16 protein-coding genes and 1 riboswitch are annotated in these 20756 nt (G+C 68.4%); of the genes, 10 read left to right on the forward strand and 6 right to left on the reverse strand.

Translation table 11 applies throughout. The features are described 5' to 3' along the window. Positions 1 to 40: 40 nt before the first annotated feature. Positions 41 to 919, forward strand: a complete 879-nt coding sequence (locus EDF57_RS05640; protein WP_243654310.1) for an exonuclease domain-containing protein — start codon at positions 41 to 43, stop codon at positions 917 to 919. Here the strand turns inward: EDF57_RS05640 and EDF57_RS05645 are convergent. From EDF57_RS05645 to EDF57_RS05660, 4 genes are all read right to left on the reverse strand, one after another. Continuing rightward, the gene (locus tag EDF57_RS05645; protein ID WP_208324795.1) at positions 916 to 1701 is read right to left on the reverse strand and encodes a prephenate dehydrogenase; all 786 of its coding nucleotides are present in this window, start codon (positions 1699 to 1701) and stop codon (positions 916 to 918) included. The genes EDF57_RS05640 and EDF57_RS05645 overlap by 4 nt on opposite strands. A 201-nt stretch (positions 1702 to 1902) precedes the next feature. Then, a complete protein-coding gene (locus tag EDF57_RS05650) occupies positions 1903 to 3981 on the reverse strand; it encodes a TonB-dependent receptor (RefSeq protein WP_134093422.1) in 2079 nt (692 codons plus the stop codon). A gap of 156 nt (positions 3982 to 4137) precedes the next feature. Next, a complete protein-coding gene (locus tag EDF57_RS05655; protein WP_134093713.1) occupies positions 4138 to 5460 on the reverse strand; it encodes a sensor histidine kinase in 1323 nt (440 codons plus the stop codon). A 68-nt stretch (positions 5461 to 5528) separates the two neighbouring features. After that, positions 5529 to 6194: a response regulator transcription factor gene (locus EDF57_RS05660; RefSeq protein WP_207913035.1), complete on the reverse strand. Its 666-nt coding sequence runs from the start codon at positions 6192 to 6194 to the stop codon at positions 5529 to 5531. Positions 6195 to 6329: 135 nt separating this feature from the next. On the opposite strand from EDF57_RS05660, the gene EDF57_RS05665 reads away from it, so the two are divergent. The 6 genes from EDF57_RS05665 (at position 6330) to EDF57_RS05690 (ending at position 13561) form a co-directional block, all read left to right on the forward strand. Next, positions 6330 to 7460, forward strand: coding sequence for an ABC transporter substrate-binding protein (locus EDF57_RS05665; RefSeq protein ID WP_208324796.1), 1131 nt, complete (start codon positions 6330 to 6332; stop codon positions 7458 to 7460). Beyond that, positions 7457 to 8935 carry a porin gene (locus tag EDF57_RS05670; RefSeq protein WP_134093423.1) on the forward strand — a complete coding sequence of 493 codons (1479 nt, stop codon included), beginning with the start codon at positions 7457 to 7459 and terminating at the stop codon, positions 8933 to 8935. Before EDF57_RS05665 ends, EDF57_RS05670 begins: the two co-directional genes overlap by 4 nt. A 147-nt stretch (positions 8936 to 9082) precedes the next feature. Further along, the gene (locus tag EDF57_RS05675; protein ID WP_279388330.1) at positions 9083 to 10411 is read left to right on the forward strand and encodes a CitMHS family transporter; all 1329 of its coding nucleotides are present in this window, start codon (positions 9083 to 9085) and stop codon (positions 10409 to 10411) included. A gap of 376 nt (positions 10412 to 10787) precedes the next feature. Beyond that, on the forward strand, positions 10788 to 11831 hold the full coding sequence (locus EDF57_RS05680) for an AbrB family transcriptional regulator (protein WP_134093424.1): 1044 nt from the start codon (positions 10788 to 10790) through the stop codon (positions 11829 to 11831). Further along, positions 11828 to 12907 (forward strand): biotin carboxylase, encoded by a 1080-nt coding sequence (locus tag EDF57_RS05685; protein ID WP_134093425.1) that lies wholly within the window; start codon positions 11828 to 11830, stop codon positions 12905 to 12907. The genes EDF57_RS05680 and EDF57_RS05685 overlap by 4 nt, the downstream gene beginning before the upstream one ends. A 6-nt stretch (positions 12908 to 12913) precedes the next feature. After that, complete coding sequence (locus EDF57_RS05690) at positions 12914 to 13561, forward strand: YjbE family putative metal transport protein (protein ID WP_132267520.1); 648 nt, start codon at positions 12914 to 12916, stop codon at positions 13559 to 13561. An 85-nt stretch (positions 13562 to 13646) separates the two neighbouring features. On the opposite strand, the gene epsC is transcribed toward EDF57_RS05690, so the two are convergent. Then, on the reverse strand, positions 13647 to 14711 hold the full coding sequence (gene epsC / locus EDF57_RS05695) for a serine O-acetyltransferase EpsC (protein ID WP_134093426.1): 1065 nt from the start codon (positions 14709 to 14711) through the stop codon (positions 13647 to 13649). Positions 14712 to 15023: 312 nt separating this feature from the next. Continuing rightward, positions 15024 to 15133: riboswitch (TPP riboswitch) on the forward strand. Between the two features lie 104 nt (positions 15134 to 15237). On the opposite strand from epsC, the gene EDF57_RS05700 reads away from it, so the two are divergent. From EDF57_RS05700 to pnuC, 3 genes are read left to right on the forward strand one after another with little or no spacing between them, the layout of a single operon-like run. Continuing rightward, positions 15238 to 17493 (forward strand): TonB-dependent receptor, encoded by a 2256-nt coding sequence (locus EDF57_RS05700; RefSeq protein ID WP_243840942.1) that lies wholly within the window; start codon positions 15238 to 15240, stop codon positions 17491 to 17493. Between the two features lie 2 nt (positions 17494 to 17495). Further along, the gene (locus EDF57_RS05705; RefSeq protein WP_134093427.1) at positions 17496 to 18662 is read left to right on the forward strand and encodes a phosphotransferase; all 1167 of its coding nucleotides are present in this window, start codon (positions 17496 to 17498) and stop codon (positions 18660 to 18662) included. Continuing rightward, entirely contained in the window at positions 18662 to 19222 is a 561-nt protein-coding gene (pnuC, locus tag EDF57_RS05710) for a nicotinamide riboside transporter PnuC (protein WP_134093428.1), read from the forward strand. Before EDF57_RS05705 ends, pnuC begins: the two co-directional genes overlap by 1 nt. 184 nt (positions 19223 to 19406) lie before the next feature. On the opposite strand, the gene EDF57_RS05715 is transcribed toward pnuC, so the two are convergent. Continuing rightward, positions 19407 to 20756: a glycosyltransferase family 4 protein gene (locus EDF57_RS05715; protein WP_134093429.1), complete on the reverse strand. Its 1350-nt coding sequence runs from the start codon at positions 20754 to 20756 to the stop codon at positions 19407 to 19409.

Below are 20756 nucleotides of genomic sequence, written 5' to 3' on the forward strand. Positions count from 1 at the left end.
GGCCTCGCGCTCGCAGGCTCCGGCTGCTACAGGGCGCGGCATGAAGTTCCCGGACTCGAATCCGCTCCCCGCATCTGCCTCAGGCCCCGCTTCCGACGAACCCGACTTCGTGGTGGTCGACGTCGAGACCGCTTGCGCGCGGGTCAGCAGCATCTGCCAGATCGGCATCGTGGGATTCCGCCAGGGCCGCGAAGTCTTCGCCTACGAAACGCTCGTCGACCCGTGTGACGAGTTCTCCACGTTCAACATCCGCATTCACGGCATCTCGCCCGAGCATGTCGCGGGCAAGCCCACCTTCGGGGATATCCATGGCCTCGTCGCGGGCCACCTGACAGGCCGCATCACCGTGGCCCACTCCGGCTTCGACAAGGGCGCGCTCTCGGCCGCCTGCCGGATCGCCGAACTGGCCGCGATCGAGACCACCTGGCTGGACAGCGTGCGCGTGGCAAAGCGGGCCTGGCCGCAGCTTTCCAGCCACCGCCTCAACGTGCTGTCGCGCCACCTTGGGATACGGCACCGGCACCACGACGCGCTCAGCGATGCGCGGGCGGCGGGCATGGTGATCGTGCGCGCCATGGAAGAGACCGGCATCGACCTGCAGGGCTGGATGGCGCGGCCGGGCAAGCAGGGCAAGGCGCCCGCCGCCGCGGAAGCGGGCCCGCTGAAGGGCCAGCGCATCGCCATCCTCGGCGAGCCGCGCGACGGCGCGCTGGCGCAGTTCGTGGCCGGGGCGGGCGGGCGCGTGCTCACTGCCGTGGGCGCGACCACCACCATGCTCGTCATCAGCGCGCGCCAGCCTTACGGGCGCTGGGTGACGGCCGATGCCCAGCACCGCAAGGCCGAGGAACTGCGCAGCGCCGGGGCGCGGATCGAAATCCTGACCGAGGCGGAACTCCGCGCAAGGCTCGCCGGGGCCTAGCCGCCGGCAGCGGCGCCGGTATCGTTGGCCTCCGGCGCCAGTTCGCGGCGGACGGCCTCCATTTCGGCGAAGAACCGGTTGCGCGCGCCTTGGGCGAACGGGTTGCTTTCGATGGCATGGCTGACGCCGGGCGCATCGTGGCGCACCATGTCCACCGCCTGCCGGATCAGGTCGAAACTGCGCGTGGTGATGCGGTCGGGCAGGTGATCCATGCGCAGCAGCGCCTTGGCGATCAGGTGCGTCAGCCCCTGCGTCAGCGCGGCCTCGCGGTCATGTTCCTCGGGAGAGGCGATGAGCACGGCCAGTCCGAAGCGCAGCCGCAGGAAGGCCGCGATACGCGGCGCCGAGCGCCCGCGCAGAGGGCAGATCACCACTTTCAGCCCGCGCGTACCCGCAGCAATGCTTTGCGGGCCGAACATGGGATGAGTCGCGACGAGATCGACGTGAGGCGGCAGTTCGGCCAGCAGGATCCCGGCGGGCTCCACTTTGGTGGAGCAGACGTCCATGACCACCGTGCCGGGGCGCAGCAGCGGCGCGATGGCGCGGCACACTTCGGCCAAGGCGGAGAGCGGCACGGCGATCACCACCAGGTCGCAGCGACAGACGCGGTCCAGCGCGGCCATCTCCACCCCCGGAAGCGGCGATTCCGTCACCAGCGGATCGGCCGCGAGCACGCGGAAATAGGGCAGGAGATAGCGCGCGGAAAGCTGCCCGAAGGCTCCGAATCCGATGATGCCCAGCGAGGGGCCATGCTGCGGCTGACTGCATTCCACGATTGTCACGACCAGGGGGCCTTCGAATGGGGCTCCGTAACCGTGGGTCTTGCTGGGAAGAGTTCAACCGCTGGTCACGCAGCGGTTGAGAACGACAAGGTGCCCACCGCCAATCAGCGGTAGTAATAGCTTCCTGCAAGGGCGGGCATCTTCGTCATGGCGTTCGAGCTAGGCGGGCGGCGTGAGCCTGTCAATCCTCGAGCGCCCATCCTAGAGCGCCCGCGACAGCACCAGGGTGAGCGCGCTGCCGTCCCGCATCGTGCGCGCATCGGTGCCGGAAAGGGGGTAGGCGCGGGTCGGGCTGTGGAAGCGGCGCAGGCGGTTGCTGTGCACCCCGCCGATGGCGCTCGCCTTGAGCGAGAGCTTGACGCCGGCCAAGGCCGTGGTCTCGACATAGGCGCCCCATTCCTCGCCGTTGTTGGAGGTGAGGTGTTCGTCCACGTAGTAGATGTCGTAGCGTTCGGACACGGTGTAGCTCACGCCCCAGGAACTGCGCAGATGGGGCAGGTCGTGCCGGAATTCGGCAGTGAGGGCGCGGGGGGCCAGGTCGTCGATGCGGCGGTCCCGCCCGGTGATCGGATCGCGCAGCCGCGTCTTGCGCCAGGTGCCGTCCAGTGTCAGCCGTGCGCCCGGCAGCACCGCGGACAGCGGCAGGCTGGCCTGCGCGGTCGCGCCCCATTGGCGGGCATTGCCCAGAGTGCCCAGCGCCTGGTCCCCCGAGGGCAGCAGGATATAGCCGAGCATTCCCTGGTGGCGTTGGTGGAAGGCCTCCACCGCGATGGCGCCGCCCTTGCCCCAGCGGTGATCGATGCGCAGCAGCGCGCGGCTGATCCGGGCCGGACGCAGGCGGGCATTGCCGCCCAGCGGCCGTCCGTCCGCCTGGTTCACGGAGGCGGCGAAGTCGCTGAAGTCCAGCTGGTCCACCGTCCGCCGCCAGCCCAGCCGCACTTGCGTGGACTTGCCCGGTGACCAGACGAGCGCGCCGGAGGGCTTGAGGTAGGACAGGCTCTGGCTCTGGTTGCTGTCTCCGGTGACGCGGATGCGAGAGAATTCCACGGCCAGACCGGCTTCGGCCTCCAGGTTCCCGGAAAGGCGCAAGTTCGCATTGGCGAAAGCCTCGCCGCGCAGTTCGGTCACGCGGGTATCGGCATTGGTCAGGTCCACCGGGACCATCGTGCCGCTGCCCGCGTCCTCGCCGTAAGCGAGCTGGCTGGCGAGGCGGTTGTAGGCCAGTTCCGCGCCGAATTCCGGGCGCAGGGCGTGGCTCCCTTCGCGCGAGACAGTGGTGCGGGCGACGAGTTCCAGCGGTTTCTGGTCCTGCTCGGACAAGCTGCGGAACGTGCCCTGCCGGTAATCCTCGTCCACCGAGGCGCGCTCGATCCGGGCCAGGCCGACGAGCTTGGTGTTCCAGTCCGCGCCGAGCGGCCGTGTCCAGTCGGCGCCGAATTCGCCGCTGGTAGACGTCTCGCCGTAGTCGATCAGGCGTTCCGCCGAGGGAGCGCCGGAGGATCCGCTTCCGTCCTCGCCTTCGCGAATGGCGATCTTGCGGTGAGAGGCATATTCATCGTGGTTGAGCCGCAAGTTGAGCGTCAGGGTGCCGCCGGCCAGCGGGCGCGAGGCCGAGGCGGTCAGGCCATATTCGGGCGCCTTGGCCCGGATGCTCTCCGCGCGCGATTCCTGCAGCGTGCCGTCCGCGCCGCGGGTGCGATAGTCGGCCTCGGTGACGTAGCGCTCGTTGATGGCGGAGAGTTCGAGGCTGGCCTGCCACGCGCCGATGCGGCGGGCATGGCTGATCCGCGCCGTGGGCGAGATCCGTCCGTCCTCGGTGCGTGCCAGTTCCAGCACGGCATTGCCCGAGCCCGCCGCATCGGTCTTGCGGATCACATTGGCGACCAGCGGCTGGCCTTGCGCTTCGGCTGCCTCGCTGCCGCGCAGCAGGACGATCCGGTCCACCTGCCGCGCGCCGATCCGCCGCAGCACTTCGGTAATGCCGCCTGCCTTGACGGTGGGGCGCTGCCCGTCGATCAGGACATTGCCCGCAGCCCCGCCGAAACCGCGCACCGCACTGCCTTCGGAGAGCAGGAAGCCGGGCGTGCGCTCCAGCATGTCGAGCGCGGTCTGGGGCTGGAAGGCGGCGTAGAAGGCGGCGGGATAGACGGGGTCCGGCCCGGTCGGCACGAAGGGCGCCTGGCTCTCCCCATCCGGCCGGTGCACCGCGTCCTGCGCTTCGGCATCGAGCGGCCCGGCGGTCATGGCCAGGCCCGCCAGCATCCATCGTATCGTCGTCATCGGTCGTTTCCGGGAAATTCGGGAAGCCGGGCGGATCCGCCGCGGCCTCGTTGCAAGACTCGTTCCTGCTATTAAGACGTATTAGCAACAGAAATCACGACACGAGACGTGCGAATTTTCGAAAAAATGTCCCGCCGGTCCAGCGGGATGCGGGTTTCAGGCGGGGAAGGTGACGATGACGCGCAGGCCCGGTGCGGCATCTTCCAGCGCGAGGCCGGCGCCCAGTCGCTCGGCGGAAGACTGCACGATGGCCAGCCCCAGGCCGCTGCCGGAAGGGCCGTTCTCGCCTTGGAGGCGGGCGAAACGCGACATGGCCTGCGCGCGCAGCTCGGCCGGGATGCCGGGGCCGTCGTCGCTGACGATCAGGTGCACGTTCGCTTCGTCCTTCCGCAAGGCGATGGTCACTTTGCCGCCCGGCCGGTTGTAGCGGATGGCGTTGTCCACGAGGTTGGACAGCATCTCGTAGACCAGCGAACGATGGCCCTGAACGTGGAAGGCGGCGTCTTGCTCATCGTCGAGCAGGAGTTCGACATCGGCCTCGATGGCCTGGCGGATGCGGCGCGAAATCGTCCGGCGGCTCACTTCCACCAGGTCGACCTGTTCCAGCGGCGGCAGGGTGCCGGCCTCGTCCGCGCGGGCGAGGGTGAGCAACTGGGTGAGCAGGCGCTCCAGCCGGTCGGTCGCCTCGTCGATCTCGCGCAGGGCATCGTCGGAGCCGCGCCGGGCCAGCGCGACCTGGAGTTTCAGCACCGAAAGCGGCGTGCGCATCTGGTGCGAGGCATCGGCGGTGAAGCGGCGCGTGGCCGTGGTCGCATCGTCGAGCCGGGTCAGCAGGCGGTCGAACGAGCGCGAGAGGGGTTGCAGTTCGGCGGGCAGGGGGCCGGTCTGCAAGGGCGAGAGGTCGGGCGCGGCGCGGGTGTCGCGGGCCTCGATGGCGGCGCGCAGTTCGGCCAGCGGGCGCAGGCTCCAGCCCAGCGCCGGGCGGATCAGCGCCAGTGCCACGCCGACCAGCACCATTTCGCCGACCAGGAGCGCCGTCATCAACCGGCGGCGCAAGGCGTTCCGGTTGTCGAGCGTCTCGGCCACCTGCACCACCACCGGGCCGGAGACGCGGGGCAGGTCGCGCCGCACTTCGCCGATGCGGATGCGCTGGCCGCGATATTCGGCGTAGCGGAAGCGCGGTTCCTCGGTGGAGAGCGTGGCAATATCCGGCGCGGGCAGGTCGGCATAGCCGGTCAGCAGTTCGCGGCCCACGGCGATGCGGTAGTAGACATTGTCGCGCTCGGCGTTCTCCAGCATGCCGAAGGCGGCGGGCGGCAGGTCCAGCGTCACTTCGCCGCGTTCCACTTCGACCGTCTCGGCAATGGCGCCCAATGCGCCGCCGAGCACGCGGTCGTTGGTGCGGCGTACGACGTCGGAGATCAGCGCCCAGCCGAACAGGCCCAGCGCCAGCGCCGCGATCGCCAGCGGGCCGAGCATGGCGATGCCCAGCCGGAGCCGCAGCGAGACCGATCCTGCCCGGCCACCTGCCCTGTCGTCCCCGGGCTTCACGAACGGTCGAGCATGTAGCCGACGCCGCGCACGGTGCGGATCGCCGGGCCGTCCGGCGCGAGCTTGCTGCGCAGGCGCGTGACGTTGACCTCCAGCGCGTTGGAGCCGACCGGATCGTCGAATCCGAAGACTTCGGCCTGCAAGGTCTCGCGCGAGACGATCTGCCCCGCGCGGGCTGCCAGCGCTTCTAGCACGGCCCATTCGCGGCGGCGCAGCTCGATCGGGCGGGTCCCCACTTCGACGCGCCCGGTGGAGCGGTTGATGGTCATGGCCCCGATCCGCATTTCCGGCGCCGCATCTCCGCCGCGCCGACGGCCGAGCGCACGGACGCGGGCTTCCAGTTCCTCCACGTCGAAGGGCTTGCGCAGATAGTCGTCGGCGCCGAGGTCCAGCCCGCGCACGCGGTCGTCCAGACCGTCGCGTGCGGTGAGCATCAGCACCTGCACCCGGTCGCCCCGCGCGCGCAAACGGGCCAGGACTTCGAAACCGTCGATGTCCGGCAGGCCGACGTCCAGGATCACCAGCGAATAGGGCTCCGTCGCGGCCACCGACAGCGCGTCCTCGCCATTGGCGACGTGGTCGATCGCGTGACCCGCCGCGCGCAGCAGCGAGACCACCCCGCGCGCGAGCTGTGCGTCATCCTCGACGATCAGGATGCGCACGAGGGCATCCCGATCCGCGGTTTTTCGTCAGCCGGGCTGTGAAAGTTTTCATGAAAGGTGGGTGACAGCTTCGGATCGTAGGGCATGACCAGCAGCTTATCCGACATGAGACCCGGAAAGCGAGAGGATACGGGAATGCGCAGCTTCATCACGGTTTTGACACTTGCAGCGATGGTCGCATTTCCCGCGATGACGGCGCCTGCCGATGCCCAGCGCCAGAGTGGGCAGGCCCAGGGCGGGCGGGTCCAGCGGCCGGCGGGCTATCCGCGGTCTTACGACGGTCTCATCGCCGATGCCCGCGCCGAGGGTACCGTGCGCATCTATGCCAATGCGGACAAGGCCGAGATGGTGCCTGTCGTCGCGGCCTTCCGCCGCGCCTATCCGGGCATCCAGGTGCTTTACGCCGATCTCGGATCGGCCGAACTCTATCGCCGCTACACCGCGGAAACGCGGGCGAAGCAGTATTCCGCCGACATCGTCTGGTCCTCGGCGATGGACCAGCAGATCAAGCTCATCAACGACGGCTATGCGCAGCAGTACGCCAGCCCCGAGAAGCCTGCCCTGCCGGCCACGGCCGTGTGGAAGAACATGGGCTTCGGCGTCACCGCCGAGCCGATCGGCATGGCCTACAACAAGAAGCTGGTCCCCGCGGCGCTGGTGCCGCAGAGCCACCAGCAGCTCGAACAGCTCCTGCGCCATCGCCGCGCCGCTTTCACGGGCAAAGTGGCGACGTTCGATCCGGCGCGCTCGAACGTGGGCTATCTCTACCTCTCGCAGGACTTCCAGATCACCCGCGACACCCGCAGCCTGGCGGAGGCGATCGCGGCGACGCGCCCGGTGCTGGCCACGCATACCGAGGAAATGCTGCAGGGCGTCGCTTCGGGCAAGCTGGCCATCGCCTACAACGTGATCGGGTCCTACGCGCTGGAACGGGCGCGGCGCGATCCGAACATCGGCGTGATCTTCCCGCACGACTACACCATCGTCACCTCGCGCATCGCCTTCATCGCGCGCGAGGCGCGCCATCCGGCGGCCGCGCGGCTGTTCCTGGACTTTCTTCTCTCCCGCGCAGGGCAGTCCCAGCTCGCCCGGCACAGCCTCTGGCCGGTGCGTACCGACGTGCCTGCTTCCCACCGCCTTCCTGCCGGCCAGGCCCGCCCCGTGCGCGTCGGCCCGCAGCTTCTCGTCAATCTCGATCGCCTGACCCGCGCGCGCTTCCTGCGCGACTGGAACGCGATCCTCGCCTCCGGACACAAGACTCCATGAAGATGTTTGCATCGGGCACCGCGCTCCTCGCCCTGATCGCGGCGACCCCGGCGCTGGCCCAGGAACCGAGCAAGGAAGACCTTGCCGAACTGGTGCGCGCGCAGGCCGCCGAAATCGCCTCGCTGCGCCAGCGGGTGGAGAAGCTGGAAGCCGGGGCCACGCCCGCTCCCGCGATGGCCGCCGCTCCGCAAGCGCCCGCGGCTTCCCCGCCCGAACCCGCGCCGCAAGTCGTGGTGACGCAGCCTTATGCCCCGCAGCTCGTTCCGCCCGGCCCCGCCGAGCGCGATGTCGAGCGCGTGCGCGCCGCCGCCGTCTCGGCCTCAGGCGTCAGCACCGAATGGGGCGCGGGCCTGCCGGTATTCCACTCGGCGGACGGCATGTTCAGCTTCAAGCCGCGCGGGCGCATCATCACCGATGTCAGCACCACCACCGGATCGAAATACAGCGGCCGCAACCTCACCACCACCGGCATGCGCGCGCTGCGCATGGGCCTGGAAGGCACGGTGGGCACGCACTTTTTCTACCAGTTCGAGAGCGATTTCTCGGAGAACGAGGTGGACGTCGTCACCGCCTTCATGGGCTGGCGCAACCGCATCGCGCCGGGCATGGACTATGACGTGCGCGTCGGCCACTTGTTCAACGACCGCAGCTTCGAAGGCTCCACGGGTTCGGACTCGACGCCCTTCACCGAACGCTCGGTGGTCGCCACCGCGATCATCCCGCAGCGCGCCTTCTACGGCCTCGGCATCATGCCGCGCCTGTTCTGGAAGACCGGCCACGCCTCGCTGACCGTGACCGGCGACCGCATCGACGGCGACCAGTCCACTTCGGATAACCGCACCGTGCTCGCCCGCGCGCACTGGAATCCGCTGAAGTCCGACCGCCAGGTGCTGCACCTCGGCATGTGGGGCTTCGACGAGATGCTCCACCCCGGCAAGAACACGCTGACCCGCAACACCGTGATCGGCGGCCGCTTCAACGGCGCGCTCAGGCTTTCCACCGGCACGCTGATCGGCGGCACCGGCACCACCGGCTACGGCGTGGAACTGGGCGGCTATTCCGGCCCGCTGTGGATCATGGGCGAAGCGGGCCAGCGCCATGCACGCCTCGACAACGGCCGCCCCGATTTCGTCACCCGCGCCTGGAGCATTTCGGGCGGCTGGTTCCTTACCGGGGACCTTCCTCCCTACAACCCCCGCCTCGGCAGCTTCGGCCAGCCCAAGGTGCTACGACCGGTCTTCGAAGGCGGCCCCGGCGCGATCGAACTGACCGCGCGCTACGAGAATCTCGAATTCGACGACATCGTCACGCCCGCCCAGGGCTGGGCGGCGACGCTGGGCGTGAACTGGTATCTCAACAGCTTCACGCGCTTCCAGCTCAACGCGATCCACTGGAACACCCAGAACACTGCCGGTGCCTATACCGGCAAGGACGATGGACAGACCCTGACGGCACGCGTCGGCGTCACGTTTTGATCATGCGGCACCAGCCCCAAGTTGGATTCAGGCGCCCCCACCCGATCTCCCATCCAGGGTACACTGCTGTGGGAGGTCGGGTGGGGGCGTGGGCCGGTGCCGCACCGAAAATGCCCCTCGAGGCATTTTCCAGACAGCTCCCTTCACATCCATGACAGACATTCGGGGACAATCATGAGTCTCGCCCTTATCGGCTTCCTGATGGTGGCCACTTTCATGACGCTCATCATGACCAAGCGGATGACTCCGCTGGTCGCGCTGATCGTCGTGCCTACGCTGTTCGCACTGCTCGCCGGGTTCCACTCGGGGCTGGGCGACATGATGATCGAGGGCCTGACCAAGCTGGCGCCCACCGGCGTCATGCTGCTCTTCGCCATCCTGTTCTTCAGCACGATGACCGACACCGGCCTGTTCGACCCGCTGGTGGGCCGCCTGATCCGGCTGGTCCACGGCGATCCGATGCTGATCCTGATCGGCTCGGTGGTGCTTTGCGCACTCGTCAGCCTCGATGGCGACGGATCGACGACCTACATCATCACGATGGCCGCCATGCTGCCGCTCTACAAGCGCTACGACATGAACCGGCTCTACCTCGTCTGCCTGCTGATGGTGACGAGCGGGGTGATGAACCTCACCCCCTGGGGCGGGCCGACCGCGCGCGCCGCCAGTGCGCTCAAGCTCGATCCCTCGACGCTGTTCGTGCCGCTGATCCCCGGCATGGTCGCGGGCCTGGCCTTCCTGGTGCTGCTGGCGATCCACTTCGGGCGCAAGGAGCGCCGCCGCATCGGCCGCGTTCACGCCGCGACACCGCAGGAACTGGCCGACTTCGCGGTTTCGCAGTGGCCCGAGGCGCGCCGTCCGAAGATGATCTGGTTCAATGCCGCGCTCGTCGTGGCGCTGCTGGTCCTGCTGGTCTGGGGCGTGCTGCCGCTGCCGATCCTGATGATGCTGGCCTTCGCCATCTCGATGATCGCCAACTATCCCCATGTGAAGGAGCAGAAGGAGCGCATCGCCGCCCATGCCGGCAACGTGCTGGCGGTGGTCTCGCTGATCTTCGCGGCGGGCATCTTCACCGGCATCCTTTCGGGCACCGGCATGGTCGAGGCGATGAGCCGCGAAGTGGTGAACTTCATCCCGCCCTTCCTCGGCCCCTACATGGCGCCGATCACCGCGCTGATCAGCCTGCCGGGCACGTTCTTCATCTCGAACGACGCCTTCTACTTCGGCATGCTGCCCATCCTGGCCGAAGCCGGCGCGCACTACGGCGTGGAGCCCATGGCCATCGCCCGCGCCTCGCTGATGGGCCAGCCGGTCCACCTGCTCAGCCCGCTGGTGCCATCGACCTACCTGCTGGTCAGCCTTGCCGGCGTGGACCTGGCCGACCACCAGCGCTTCACCCTGGTCCCGGCAGCGCTGTGCTGCCTGGTCATGACGGTGGTGGGCATGCTGGTGCTGGCGTTCCCGTTCGTGGGGTAACAGTGTTGCACCAGCCTCGGTTTCGTCATTGCGGCCCTGCTCGTCACTGCGAGGGTAGCCCGCCCCCTCGTCATTGCGAGGGTAGCCCGCTCCCGCGTCATTGCGAGGGTAGCCCGCTCCCGCGTCATTGCGAGGTTAGCCTCCTCTCTCGTCATTGCGAGGGTAGCACCCTCTCTCGTCATTGCGAGCGTAGCGAAGCAATCCAGGGCGGCGCCGCACCGCTCTGGATTGCCGCGCCCCTGCGGGGCTCGCAATGACGAAGGATGGGACGAGAGCGAGGCCGAGGCCGAGGCTGGGGGCGGAAACGGAAACGGAAACGGAAACGAAGCCGAAGCCGAAGCCGAAGACCAGCCCGGGGCCGATCACCATTACGGTCATGATCCTGCGCTTTCTTGCCGCGCTCGCGCTGGGCGCGGCGGGGGGCGCGCTGTTCTGGGCGGTGGGCGCGCCGCTGCCCTGGGTGCTTGGCGCGATGATCGCCTGCGCGGCGGGCAGTATCGCCCGCCTGCCGATAGCCGCCTCTTCCGCCACCCGCCGCCCGATGTCGGCGGTGATCGGCGTGGTGCTGGGCAGCGCCTTCCATCCCGGCCTGCTCGCACAGGCGGCGGAGTGGATCGTGCCCATCGCGCTGCTGCCGCTGTTTCTTGCCAGCGCCGCGTTTCTCTGCGTCATCTATTTCCGCCGCGTCGCCCGCTTCGACCCGCCGACCGCCTATTTCGCCGGCATGCCCGGCGGCATTGCCGAAATGGTGTTGATGGGCTCCGAACGCGGCGCGGACGAGCGCATGGTCGGCCTGATCCACGGGGCGCGGATCTTCCTGGTGGTCTTCATCCTGCCCTTCCTGATCCGGGCTTTCGAGGCGGACGTCCATGCGCCCCCGTTCGTGACCGCGCTGGCCGCACCGGTGACGACGGAAGCGACCGGCTGGCCGCTGCTGTTCTGGGGCCTTGGCTGCGCGGTCGTCGGCAGCCTCCTCGGCCGGACCTTGCGCCTGCCGGCATGGCACCTGATGGGGCCGCTTTTCGTCAGCGCGCTGGTGCACCTGACCGGCCTTTCCGATTTCCACATCCCCGCCTGGGCCGTCGCCGCCGCGCAAGTCGGCCTTGGCGCGACCATCGGTTGCCGGTTCGTCGGCCTCGACCTGGCGACATTGGCGCGCACCCTGCTGCTGGCGGCCGGATCGACGGCGATCCTGCTTGTCATAACCTTCGGCTGGGCCTTTGCGATCGGCTGGGCTACGGGGCTCAACCCGGCGCTCGTCGCGTTGGCCTATTCACCCGGCGGGGTCGCGGAAATGAGCATGGTCGCCCTCAGCCTTTCTCTGGAGGCGGGCTTCGTCATCGTCCACCACCTCGTGCGCGTGATGCTGGTCATCGTCGGCGCGCCGCTTTCCTTCCGCATCATGGGAGCCCCCCGATGACCCCAGTGCCCGACCCCCGCGAACAGACCATCGCCATCCTCTACCAGGCGCTCGAACCGCCGGTGATCGACGGCGCGCGCAAGGAAGCCAAGCCCGGCGGCTATTCGGACAGCGGGGCGGACATCGGCGTGGCGCTCCTCGCCGCCGGGTGCACCCTGGCAACGCCGGTGGCAGACCCCGATCCTACCCGCGTGTTCGACTGGGTCTGGCCTGATACCGAGGAAGGCATCGCCGCCGCGCTGAACGCAGGGGCAACGCTGCTATGGGCCAATACCGTGGTCTTCGCCGGCCACCCCATCGAGGCGGCCAGCCACAAGGCGTGGGTCGTCGGGCCGGACCCCCGCGCCATGCAGGAGATCGACGACAAGGCCGCCACCAATACCCGGCTGCTCGACGCGGGCCTGCCGGTCGCGCGGTCCTGGCTGATCGATGGCGACGGCGATCTCGATGCCCAGCTCGCGCCTTTCGCGCAGGTCGTGCCGATCGTGGTGAAGCCCTTGCGGGGACGCGGCAGCCAGGGCGTGGGCGTGGCGCGGACGCGTGAGGAACTGGCGCAGCAGGTTCGCGAACTGGCGGAAAGCCGCCGCTTCGGCGCGGCGATCATGCTGGAGCAGTTCCTGCCCGGCCAGGAAATCACCATTACCGTCATGCCCGCCGCCTGCCGCGCGGGCGAAGCCGGTCCTTTCGCCTTGCCGCCGGTGCGCCGCTTCGACCAGATCGGCGATGTGGCGCCCTATAACGGCGACGTGCCCGTCAGCCGTAACAGCGCCGCGATGACGCCCGAGGAATGCGCCGATCCTGCCATCGCCGCGGTCACGGCGGCCTGCGAAAAGGCCGCCGCGCTCCTCGAAATCCGCGCGACCATGCGGATCGACTGCCGGGCGGATGCCCAGGGCGCCTATTTCCTTTTCGACGTCAACGCCAAGCCCAACCTGACCGGGGCCGGCAGGCCCGGGCGCGAGGACGAAGACAGCCTTTCCACCATTGCCGCCGCCGCCTGCGGCTGGACCTATCCGGACTTTCTCCTGGCTGCCGCTCGCGGCGCCTGGAGGAGCCCCCAAGACCAACAGGGATAATACCACATGACCGACCTGTGGCAGCACATCGTTGCCGATTTCTCCAACCTCGGCTCGCCCACGGCGCTGGCCGCCTTCGGGCAAGTCGTGCTGATCGACGTGATGCTGGCGGCTGACAATGCCATCGTCGTCGGCGCCCTTGCCGCCGGACTTCCCGCGGCCATGCGCCGCAAGGTGATCCTGATCGGCGTGCTTGCCGCGCTGGTCCTGCGCATCGCCTTCGCGCTTGTCGTCACCCAGCTGATGCAGCTTGTCGGCCTGGTCTTCGCAGGCGGCCTGCTGCTGGTCTGGGTGGCGTGGAAGATGTGGCGCGAACTGCGCGAGGACGCGGGCGGAGAGGGCGATCCCGTCGCCAGCGCCGCGCCGCGTTCCTTCGCGGCGGCGGCCTGGGCCGTGGCCGTGGCCGACATCAGCATGAGCCTCGACAACGTGCTGGCCGTGGCCGGTGCCGCGCGCGACCATCCCGGCATCCTGGCCATCGGCCTGATCCTCTCGGTGGCCCTGATGGGTCTTGCCGCCAACCTGCTGGCGCGCGTGATCGAGCGCTATCGCTGGATCGCCTACGTCGGCCTGCTCGTGATCCTCTGGGTCGCCGGCAAGATGATCTGGGAAGGCCTGGTAGACCCCTCGCGCGGGTTGCTGGTGCTGTTCTGACAATGAGCTTCGGGGCCGCGGTGCATCCTGCGCCGCGGTCCCGGGCTTCCCGGGCTTCCCATGCGCGCCTGCCGTCGACGGCCGCTCAGTTGAGCGGCGTGGGCGGCGGCACCGCGTTGCCGGTCTGCCCGTTCGTTACCAGGGCCCGCGCCTGCGATACCCGGCTATACGGCGGTACGCTGTGCGTCAGCCAGACATTGCCGCCGATCTCCGAGCCCCTGCCGATCGTCACGCGCCCCAGGATCGTGGCGGCAGCGTAGATCACCACGTCGTCCTCGACGATGGGGTGGCGCGGCAGCGCGCGGACCAGCGCGCCCGAACTCTCCGTCGTGAAGTCCTTCGCGCCCAGGGTGACGCCCTGGTAAAGCCGGACATTGTCCCCCACGATCGCCGTCTCGCCCACGACCACGCCGGTGCCGTGATCGATGAAGAAGCCGCGCCCGATCCGGGCGGCGGGGTGGATGTCGATGCCGGTGGCGCCATGGGCGATTTCCGAGAGGATGCGCGCCACCAGCGGCGCACCCAGCCCGTGAAGGGCATGGGCCAGCCGGTGGTGGATGATCGCCAGCAGGCCGGGATAGCAGATCAGCACTTCGTCCAGGCTGCGTGCGGCCGGATCGCCGCGAAAGGCGGCATCGATGTCGAGGTCCAGCAGGCGGCGGATATCCGGCAGGCGGCGCGAGAATTCCAGCACCAGCGCGTCGGCGCGCTGCTCCACGGCCTGCCGCGCCTCCTTTGCGGCATAGAGCAGTTCCAGCCGGACTTGCGCCTGCAACCGGCTGAGCGCGATCTGCAGGGACTGGGTGACGAAAGTCGCTTCATTGTGACGCCGCACGAAGTCCGGGCCGAGCCGCAGCGGGAACAGCGCCCCGCAGAGTTCCTCCGCCACTTTCGCCAGCCGCACGCGCGAAGGGAAGCCCTCCGCCCCGTGCTCGGCATGCTGGCGGCCTTCCGCGCGCCGGTTGCGGCGGATTTCGGAGAGTTCGCCGGCAATGTCCTCGACATTCCAGAAGTCGTCATCGGGGGTGGCGGCGCCGTCCGCCGCCTGCCCATCGCCCGCCGCTTGAGGTCCGCCGCTCGTGGCCAGGGAGAGCGCGCCGCCGGGACGGGAATCGGCGGCGCTCGTGTCGCCGGAATTCGGGGAAGCCATCGTTTTCACCTCGTTGCTGAGGGATCACGACGCTTGGCGTTGTCGCCCCAGCATCGCGCGCTTTAGCGGTTGGTAACGCGGAGCAAGCTGCATCCCGATCAAATGCCGCGGGTCGACAAAGTGCGATGACGGGTATCGCCGACCGGACGCCCGTGCTCCGGTTATTCGGGCAGAGCGCGCCGCCGTCAAGCAAGCGCGGGCCGTCCGGCGATAGAAAATCTGGCCGGTGCGAAACGCGAAGTTGCGCCGCGCACCGCGGGGGCGCTGCCATGCGATTGGCCCTTCCCACCGCGCCTTTCAGCGCCTAGAGGCGGCTCATCCCCGGGGGGCCGCTGACGCGCGGCTGAGAGGTGGTCAGCAGACCACGACCCGCTGAACCTGATCCGGTTGGTACCGGCGTAGGGAGGGCTGGCGGCAGAACCGTTGTCCCTCCGATTGGAGTGGACGCGACGCAATGAATACCCTTTCCCGCTGCATGGGCCATGCCATGCTGACTCTCCCGGCCCTGTTCCTTGCGCCTTCCGCCATGGCGGAAACCGAAGCCGATGCGCGCGATGACGCCGCGCCCGGCAGCATCGAAGTGATCGGCCACCCCGATCCCGAGGGCCTGCTGCCCGACCAGACCGCGCCCAAGGCCGTCAGCGCGATCTCCACCGACTTCATCGTCAAGCAGGCACCCACGCTCAATGCCTTCCAGCTGGTCAATCTCCTGCCCGGCGCCAATGTCTCCTCCAGCGATCCTTACGGGCTCTCCACCAGTTCCAGCCTGACCCTGCGCGGCCTGGGGCAGGACCAGATCGGCGTGCTGATGGAAGGCGCGCCGCAGAACGACATCGGCTATTTCTACGCCTATCCCTCCCAGTTCGCCGATGCCGAGAACGTGCGGCAGATCACCCTGGCGCAGGGCGCGGTGGACATCGACGCGCCGGTCGTGGCCGCCGCCGGAGGGCTGCTTTCGCTCTCGCTCGACGATCCCCGGCCGGAGATGGGCGGCCTGGTCAATCTCTCGGTCGGGTCCTACGACCAGCGCCGCGCCTTCCTGCGCTTCGATACCGGCACGATCGGCAAGACCGGCCTCAAGGCCTTCGTTTCCTATTCGAACAACCGCGCGGACAACTGGCGCGGCGCGGGCTACGACCAGCGCCAGCATGTCGATGCCAAGCTGCTGGGCGAATGGGGCGATGGCAACCGCGCCAGCCTGTCGCTCTCGTTCAACGAGGCCAAGACTTCCGCTTATCCCAGCCCCACCATGGCCGACTGGCAGTCCGCCGGACGCGGTTTCAACCACGATGAGCGCTACGATCCGACGGGCGCCTCGGGCAGCCTGGGAGGGACGAACTACTGGCGCCTCTACCGCGCGCCGTTCCGCAACTTCTATGCCGCCGCCCCGGTGCACCTGAAGCTGAACGACCGGCTGACGTTCAACAGCAGCGCCTATCTCCAGCTCGGCCACGGCAATGCGCCCTACGGCACGCAGCTCAGCGAAACCGGCAATTTCCTGGGCACCGAGGAACTGGCCCAGCCGATCACCCTGCCGGGCGCCGTGGACGGCGTGGCCACCGTGCTCGGCAACTGGACGGGCAAGCAGTTCCGCGTGGGCGATGTGAGCAAGCTGACTTTCGAGGCCGGCGCGCACCGGATCACCGCCGGGCTCTGGTTCGACTACGGCACGGACCGCGTCACCCAGTCCTACACCTCGATCGATGCCCAAGGCCACCCGCTCGACCAGTGGGGCTACCAGGACGAGGCGATCCGCACTGCCGACGGCCGCCTGCTCGCTTACGAGAACGCCAGGACCGAGACGGTCACCAAGGCTTTCTTCCTGGCCGACAGCATCACCGTGACCCCGCGCCTCGTCGTCGATCTGGGCTTCAAGGGCGTGGACGTGCTGCGCAATGGCCGCAATTATCTGCCGGGGCCGCAGCAGACCGTGCGCACGGACAGCTTCGCCGCGCTGCCCCGCGCGGCCCTGCACTATACCCTGACCGACCGGCAGCAGCTGTTCGCCAATATCACCACCAGCTTCCGCACGCCCAACGAGTTCGCGCTCTACAACAGCTACTATGGCGGCGAGATCGTGGGCGCGGGCACGACGAGCCTCAAGAACGAGTACTCGGTCTCGCAGGAACTGGGCTATCGCTACATCGGCCCCAGCCTGTCCTTCTCGCTGACGGCCTTCCACTACCACTTCCGCAACCGGCAGGTGGCCACGGTGGTGAACAGCGGCGGCGCCCTGGTGAATTCCACCGTCAACGGCGGCAGCCAGACCTCCTACGGGCTGGACGGCGAGATCGACTATCGCCCGGCCAAGGGTGTCAGCGTCTATCTCTCGGGCGAATATTTGCACGCGCGCCTTGATGACGACCTGCCGGTCGGCGGCGATTTCCTGCCTACCAAGGGCAAGCACGCGGTTTCCAGCCCCAGCTTCCAGTTCGCCATGGGCAGCACGTACGACGATGGCCGCCTGTTCGGCAGCACCGCGCTGAAATACGTGGGCCGCCAGTACGCCACATTCATGAACGACGAGAGTATCAAGGGCTACGCCACGCTCGACCTCTCGGTGGGCGTGCACCTGGCCGGGCTGATCGATGCGCAGCGCATGGACTTGCGGCTCAACGCGATCAACGTGACCAACCCGCATGTGCTGTCCGGCGTCTATGCCGTCAGCACCAATGCGCAGGACACGGTGGGCCGTGGCGGCACGGTCATTTCGGGCGCGGCGCCGGCCTATTACGTGGGAAGCGGCCGCGCCTTCGTGGCAACGCTGAGCCGCGCCTTCTGATCGTGAGCGGCGCGGCGCCTCATCTCGTCCACGGCATGGGCACGGCGCTGGAAGCCCCGGCCTGGCCCGCCATCACGCCGGATGAGGCGGAAATGGTGCTTGCGCGCTTCCCGCTCGCTGGGCGCGCTGCCGCGCTGCGCTGGCATTCGCCGCGACCCTTCTCGGCCGCCGCCCTGGTCGAGACGGAGCGCGGGGCGTTCTTTCTCAAGCGCCACCATCGCCGGGTTCGTTCGCCCGCCGCCCTGGCCGAGGAACATGCCTTCATCGCCCACTTGCGCGGCGCAGGACTGGCCGTGCCGCAAGTCGTCGCCGCGCAAGTGGGAAGCAGGCACGACGGGCTCGGGCACGACGGGGCGGGCATCGTCTCGCAAGGCGAGTGGACTTACGAGCTTCTCCGAAGGGCGGAGGGGATCGATCTCTATCGCGATCGCCAGTCCTGGACGCCCTTCCTCGCCGCGGGCCATGCCCGCGAGGCGGGCGCTGCGCTGGCGCGCCTGCATCTGGCAGCGCGCGACTTCGGCGCGGCTCCACGGGGCAAGCATCCGCTCGTCGCCAGCTTTACCATCCTGCCGGCACCGGACCCGCTTGCGGCGGCCGAAGCCTATGTTTCCGCCCGCCCGGCGCTGGCCGGCTACCTGGCCGACAAACCCTGGCGCGGCGCGCTGGCGCGTCTTTTCGCGGCGCAGGCAGGCGGGCTCTCCACGCGGCTGGCGCAGCAACCGTCGCTGTGGACGCACAACGACTGGCATCCCTCCAACCTGCTTTGGTCTGCCGATGGCCGTGTAAGCAGTGTCATCGACTTCGGGCTGGCGACGCGGACTTGCGCGCTGCACGATCTCGCCACAGCGATCGAGCGGACGGCGGTGGCTTGGCTGGAGTCCCGGGGCGGTGATTTCACGGCGGATGCGCAGGCCGCCCAGGCGCTCCTTGCGGGATACCATGCGGTACTTCCCCTGAGCCGAACCGATGTGGAGACGCTCACCCGGCTCCTGCCGCTGGTGCACATCGAGTTCGCCTTGTCCGAGGCCGACTATTTCGCCGGCATCCTGAACGACCGCGCGCAGGCGGACATGGCATGGCAGGACTATCTGGTCGGTCATGCCGAATGGTTTCTTTCCGCTGCCGGGCAGGCCTTCCTTCGGGCGATCGAGCAGGGGGTGGCGGCGTGATGTCGGCGCTGGAAATCACGGCGGTCGCGGTCAGCTTCCTGGGCATCTGGCTTACGGCGCGGCGGCAACTGCTGTGCTGGCCGGTCAGCCTCACGGCCTGCGCGCTCTATTTCAAGCTGTTCCTCGACGTGCGGCTCTATTCCGACATGGTGCTGCAGGTGCTGTTCGGGATCGCCATCGTTTATGGCTGGACCGTGTGGGCGCGCGGCAAGGACGATGCCGGAGAGGTGATCGTCAGCCCGCTGCCGCCGCGCCGGGCGCTGATCGGGCTGGCGGCCGGCGCCGTGGGGGCCATCGCCATAGGTTGGTTCACCAGCCGTTTCACCAATGCTGCGCTGCCCTGGATGGATGCGGGGCTGAGCAGCTTCAGCCTGGTGGCACAGTATTGGACCGCCCGGCGCCACGCGGCCAGTTGGCTGCTCTGGATCCTGGTGGACGTGCTCTACGTCGGCATGTTCGTTTTCAAGGAATTGTGGCTGACGGCCGGCCTCTATGCGGCGATGGTGGGACTGGCCGTTCTGGGCTATCGGCGCTGGCAGCAGGCGCGCAGCCTGCACTGACCCCGCGCTTTGCGGCCAGAATGCCGCTATTCCAGGCCTTGAAGCGCGGACGGAGTTCCCGATCATGGAACGCGCCTGGTTGGCACGGTCCGGCGCGCGAGCATGCGCCGCCTTGCCAGATCCCGCCCCGGCAAGGCGCTCGATCTGAAGCTCCACCGGGCGAACGGCGCGGCTGCAGGACGGCTCACGCATCGGCATAGGGCTGCTTCATACCGTTGGTCTCCGGGGAGCCGGGACGGCGTTCCGGCCCGTGCGCCATCGTCGCTGGCCTTGGCGGCGCGGCATCGGCGCGGCCTCCATCTTTCTCTTCGGATAAGGCCAGGGCGCTGCGGTAATGGCCGATGGTCTGCGTTATCCAGTCCTCCGGCGTGTTGCAAAGCGCAAGATATCCCGCGTGTCCGGCTCGCGACATCCGGCCGACCCGATCATGATCCCGGTGCAGTTCAAGCAGGGCATCCGCAAAGAGGTCAATCCTGCCGGTATCGATGGACAGGCCGAACCCATGGCCCGCCACTTCCTCGGCGATCAGTGCGCGGTAGTTGATCACGGCGGGTACACCCGACCCGATGGCTTCGAGTGCGACGAGCCCGAATGGCTCTGCCCAGCGGCTCGGCATGACCGCCAGGCGCGCCGTGGAAACCGCCTGCGCCATGCCGCGACGGTCCTGCCGCCCCAGGAAAACCGCCTGGGGATTAAGCCGCTGGACGACATCCCGCTCGCTGCCCTCGCCCACGAACGTGATCGGAATACCCGCCCGGGCGGCAGCGCTTGCTGCCAGGTCCGCCCCCTTTTCCTTCGAGATTCGGCCGATGAATATCACCCCGGCATTGCGCTCTGCAGGCACACGCTCTGCCGTCAAAGGCGTCACGGGATTGCGCACGGCCACCAGCTTGTGGCGGGGCCAGTTGGCGCGGGCGAAAGCCTCGGCCTGCCCCGGATGGATGAGCAGCATCCGGTTCACGTTCGTCCCGCCCGAAAGTGCGCCTCGCCGAGCGACTTCGCGGCCTGACCGCCATAATTTCCGGCCGTAGGACGCCTTGTCGCACTGACGGCGAAGGCAGGGGTTGGAGAGCGGGGCGAGAGTGCAGTCCTGGTCCTGCCGATAGTCGAAGAACGCCCCGTTCGGGCATCCGTTGAAGTAGTCGTGCCCATGAAGGATCACGCGCTGCGAAACTTTGCGCAAGGCGCCGAAGACGGCGGGCGTGAGGATCTTGGACCAGCCGTGAAGATGATAGACCGTTCCCGGCGTGTCGTTCCGCTCGATCCACGCACTCAGCCGCAAAAGCGAGCGCGGATTGAAGAACCCTGTCGTGAGCGCGCCAAGGCTGGACCGATCCAGCAGTGCCTTGCCGTGAAGGGGGATGAATTCGACGTCGCTGCGCGTGAAATTGCGCCCGGTATCGCCCGCCATGAACGTCACCGGGATGCCGCGTGCACACAATCCCTCCAGCAAGACCTGCACCAGGTGGGAGGCACCACCCAGTGCCTCGCTGTAGTCGTGCAGCAGCACGACGCGGTCTATCTCGCGATCCAT

The organism is Novosphingobium sp. PhB55 (assembly GCF_004368805.1).
Lineage (GTDB): Bacteria > Pseudomonadota > Alphaproteobacteria > Sphingomonadales > Sphingomonadaceae > Novosphingobium.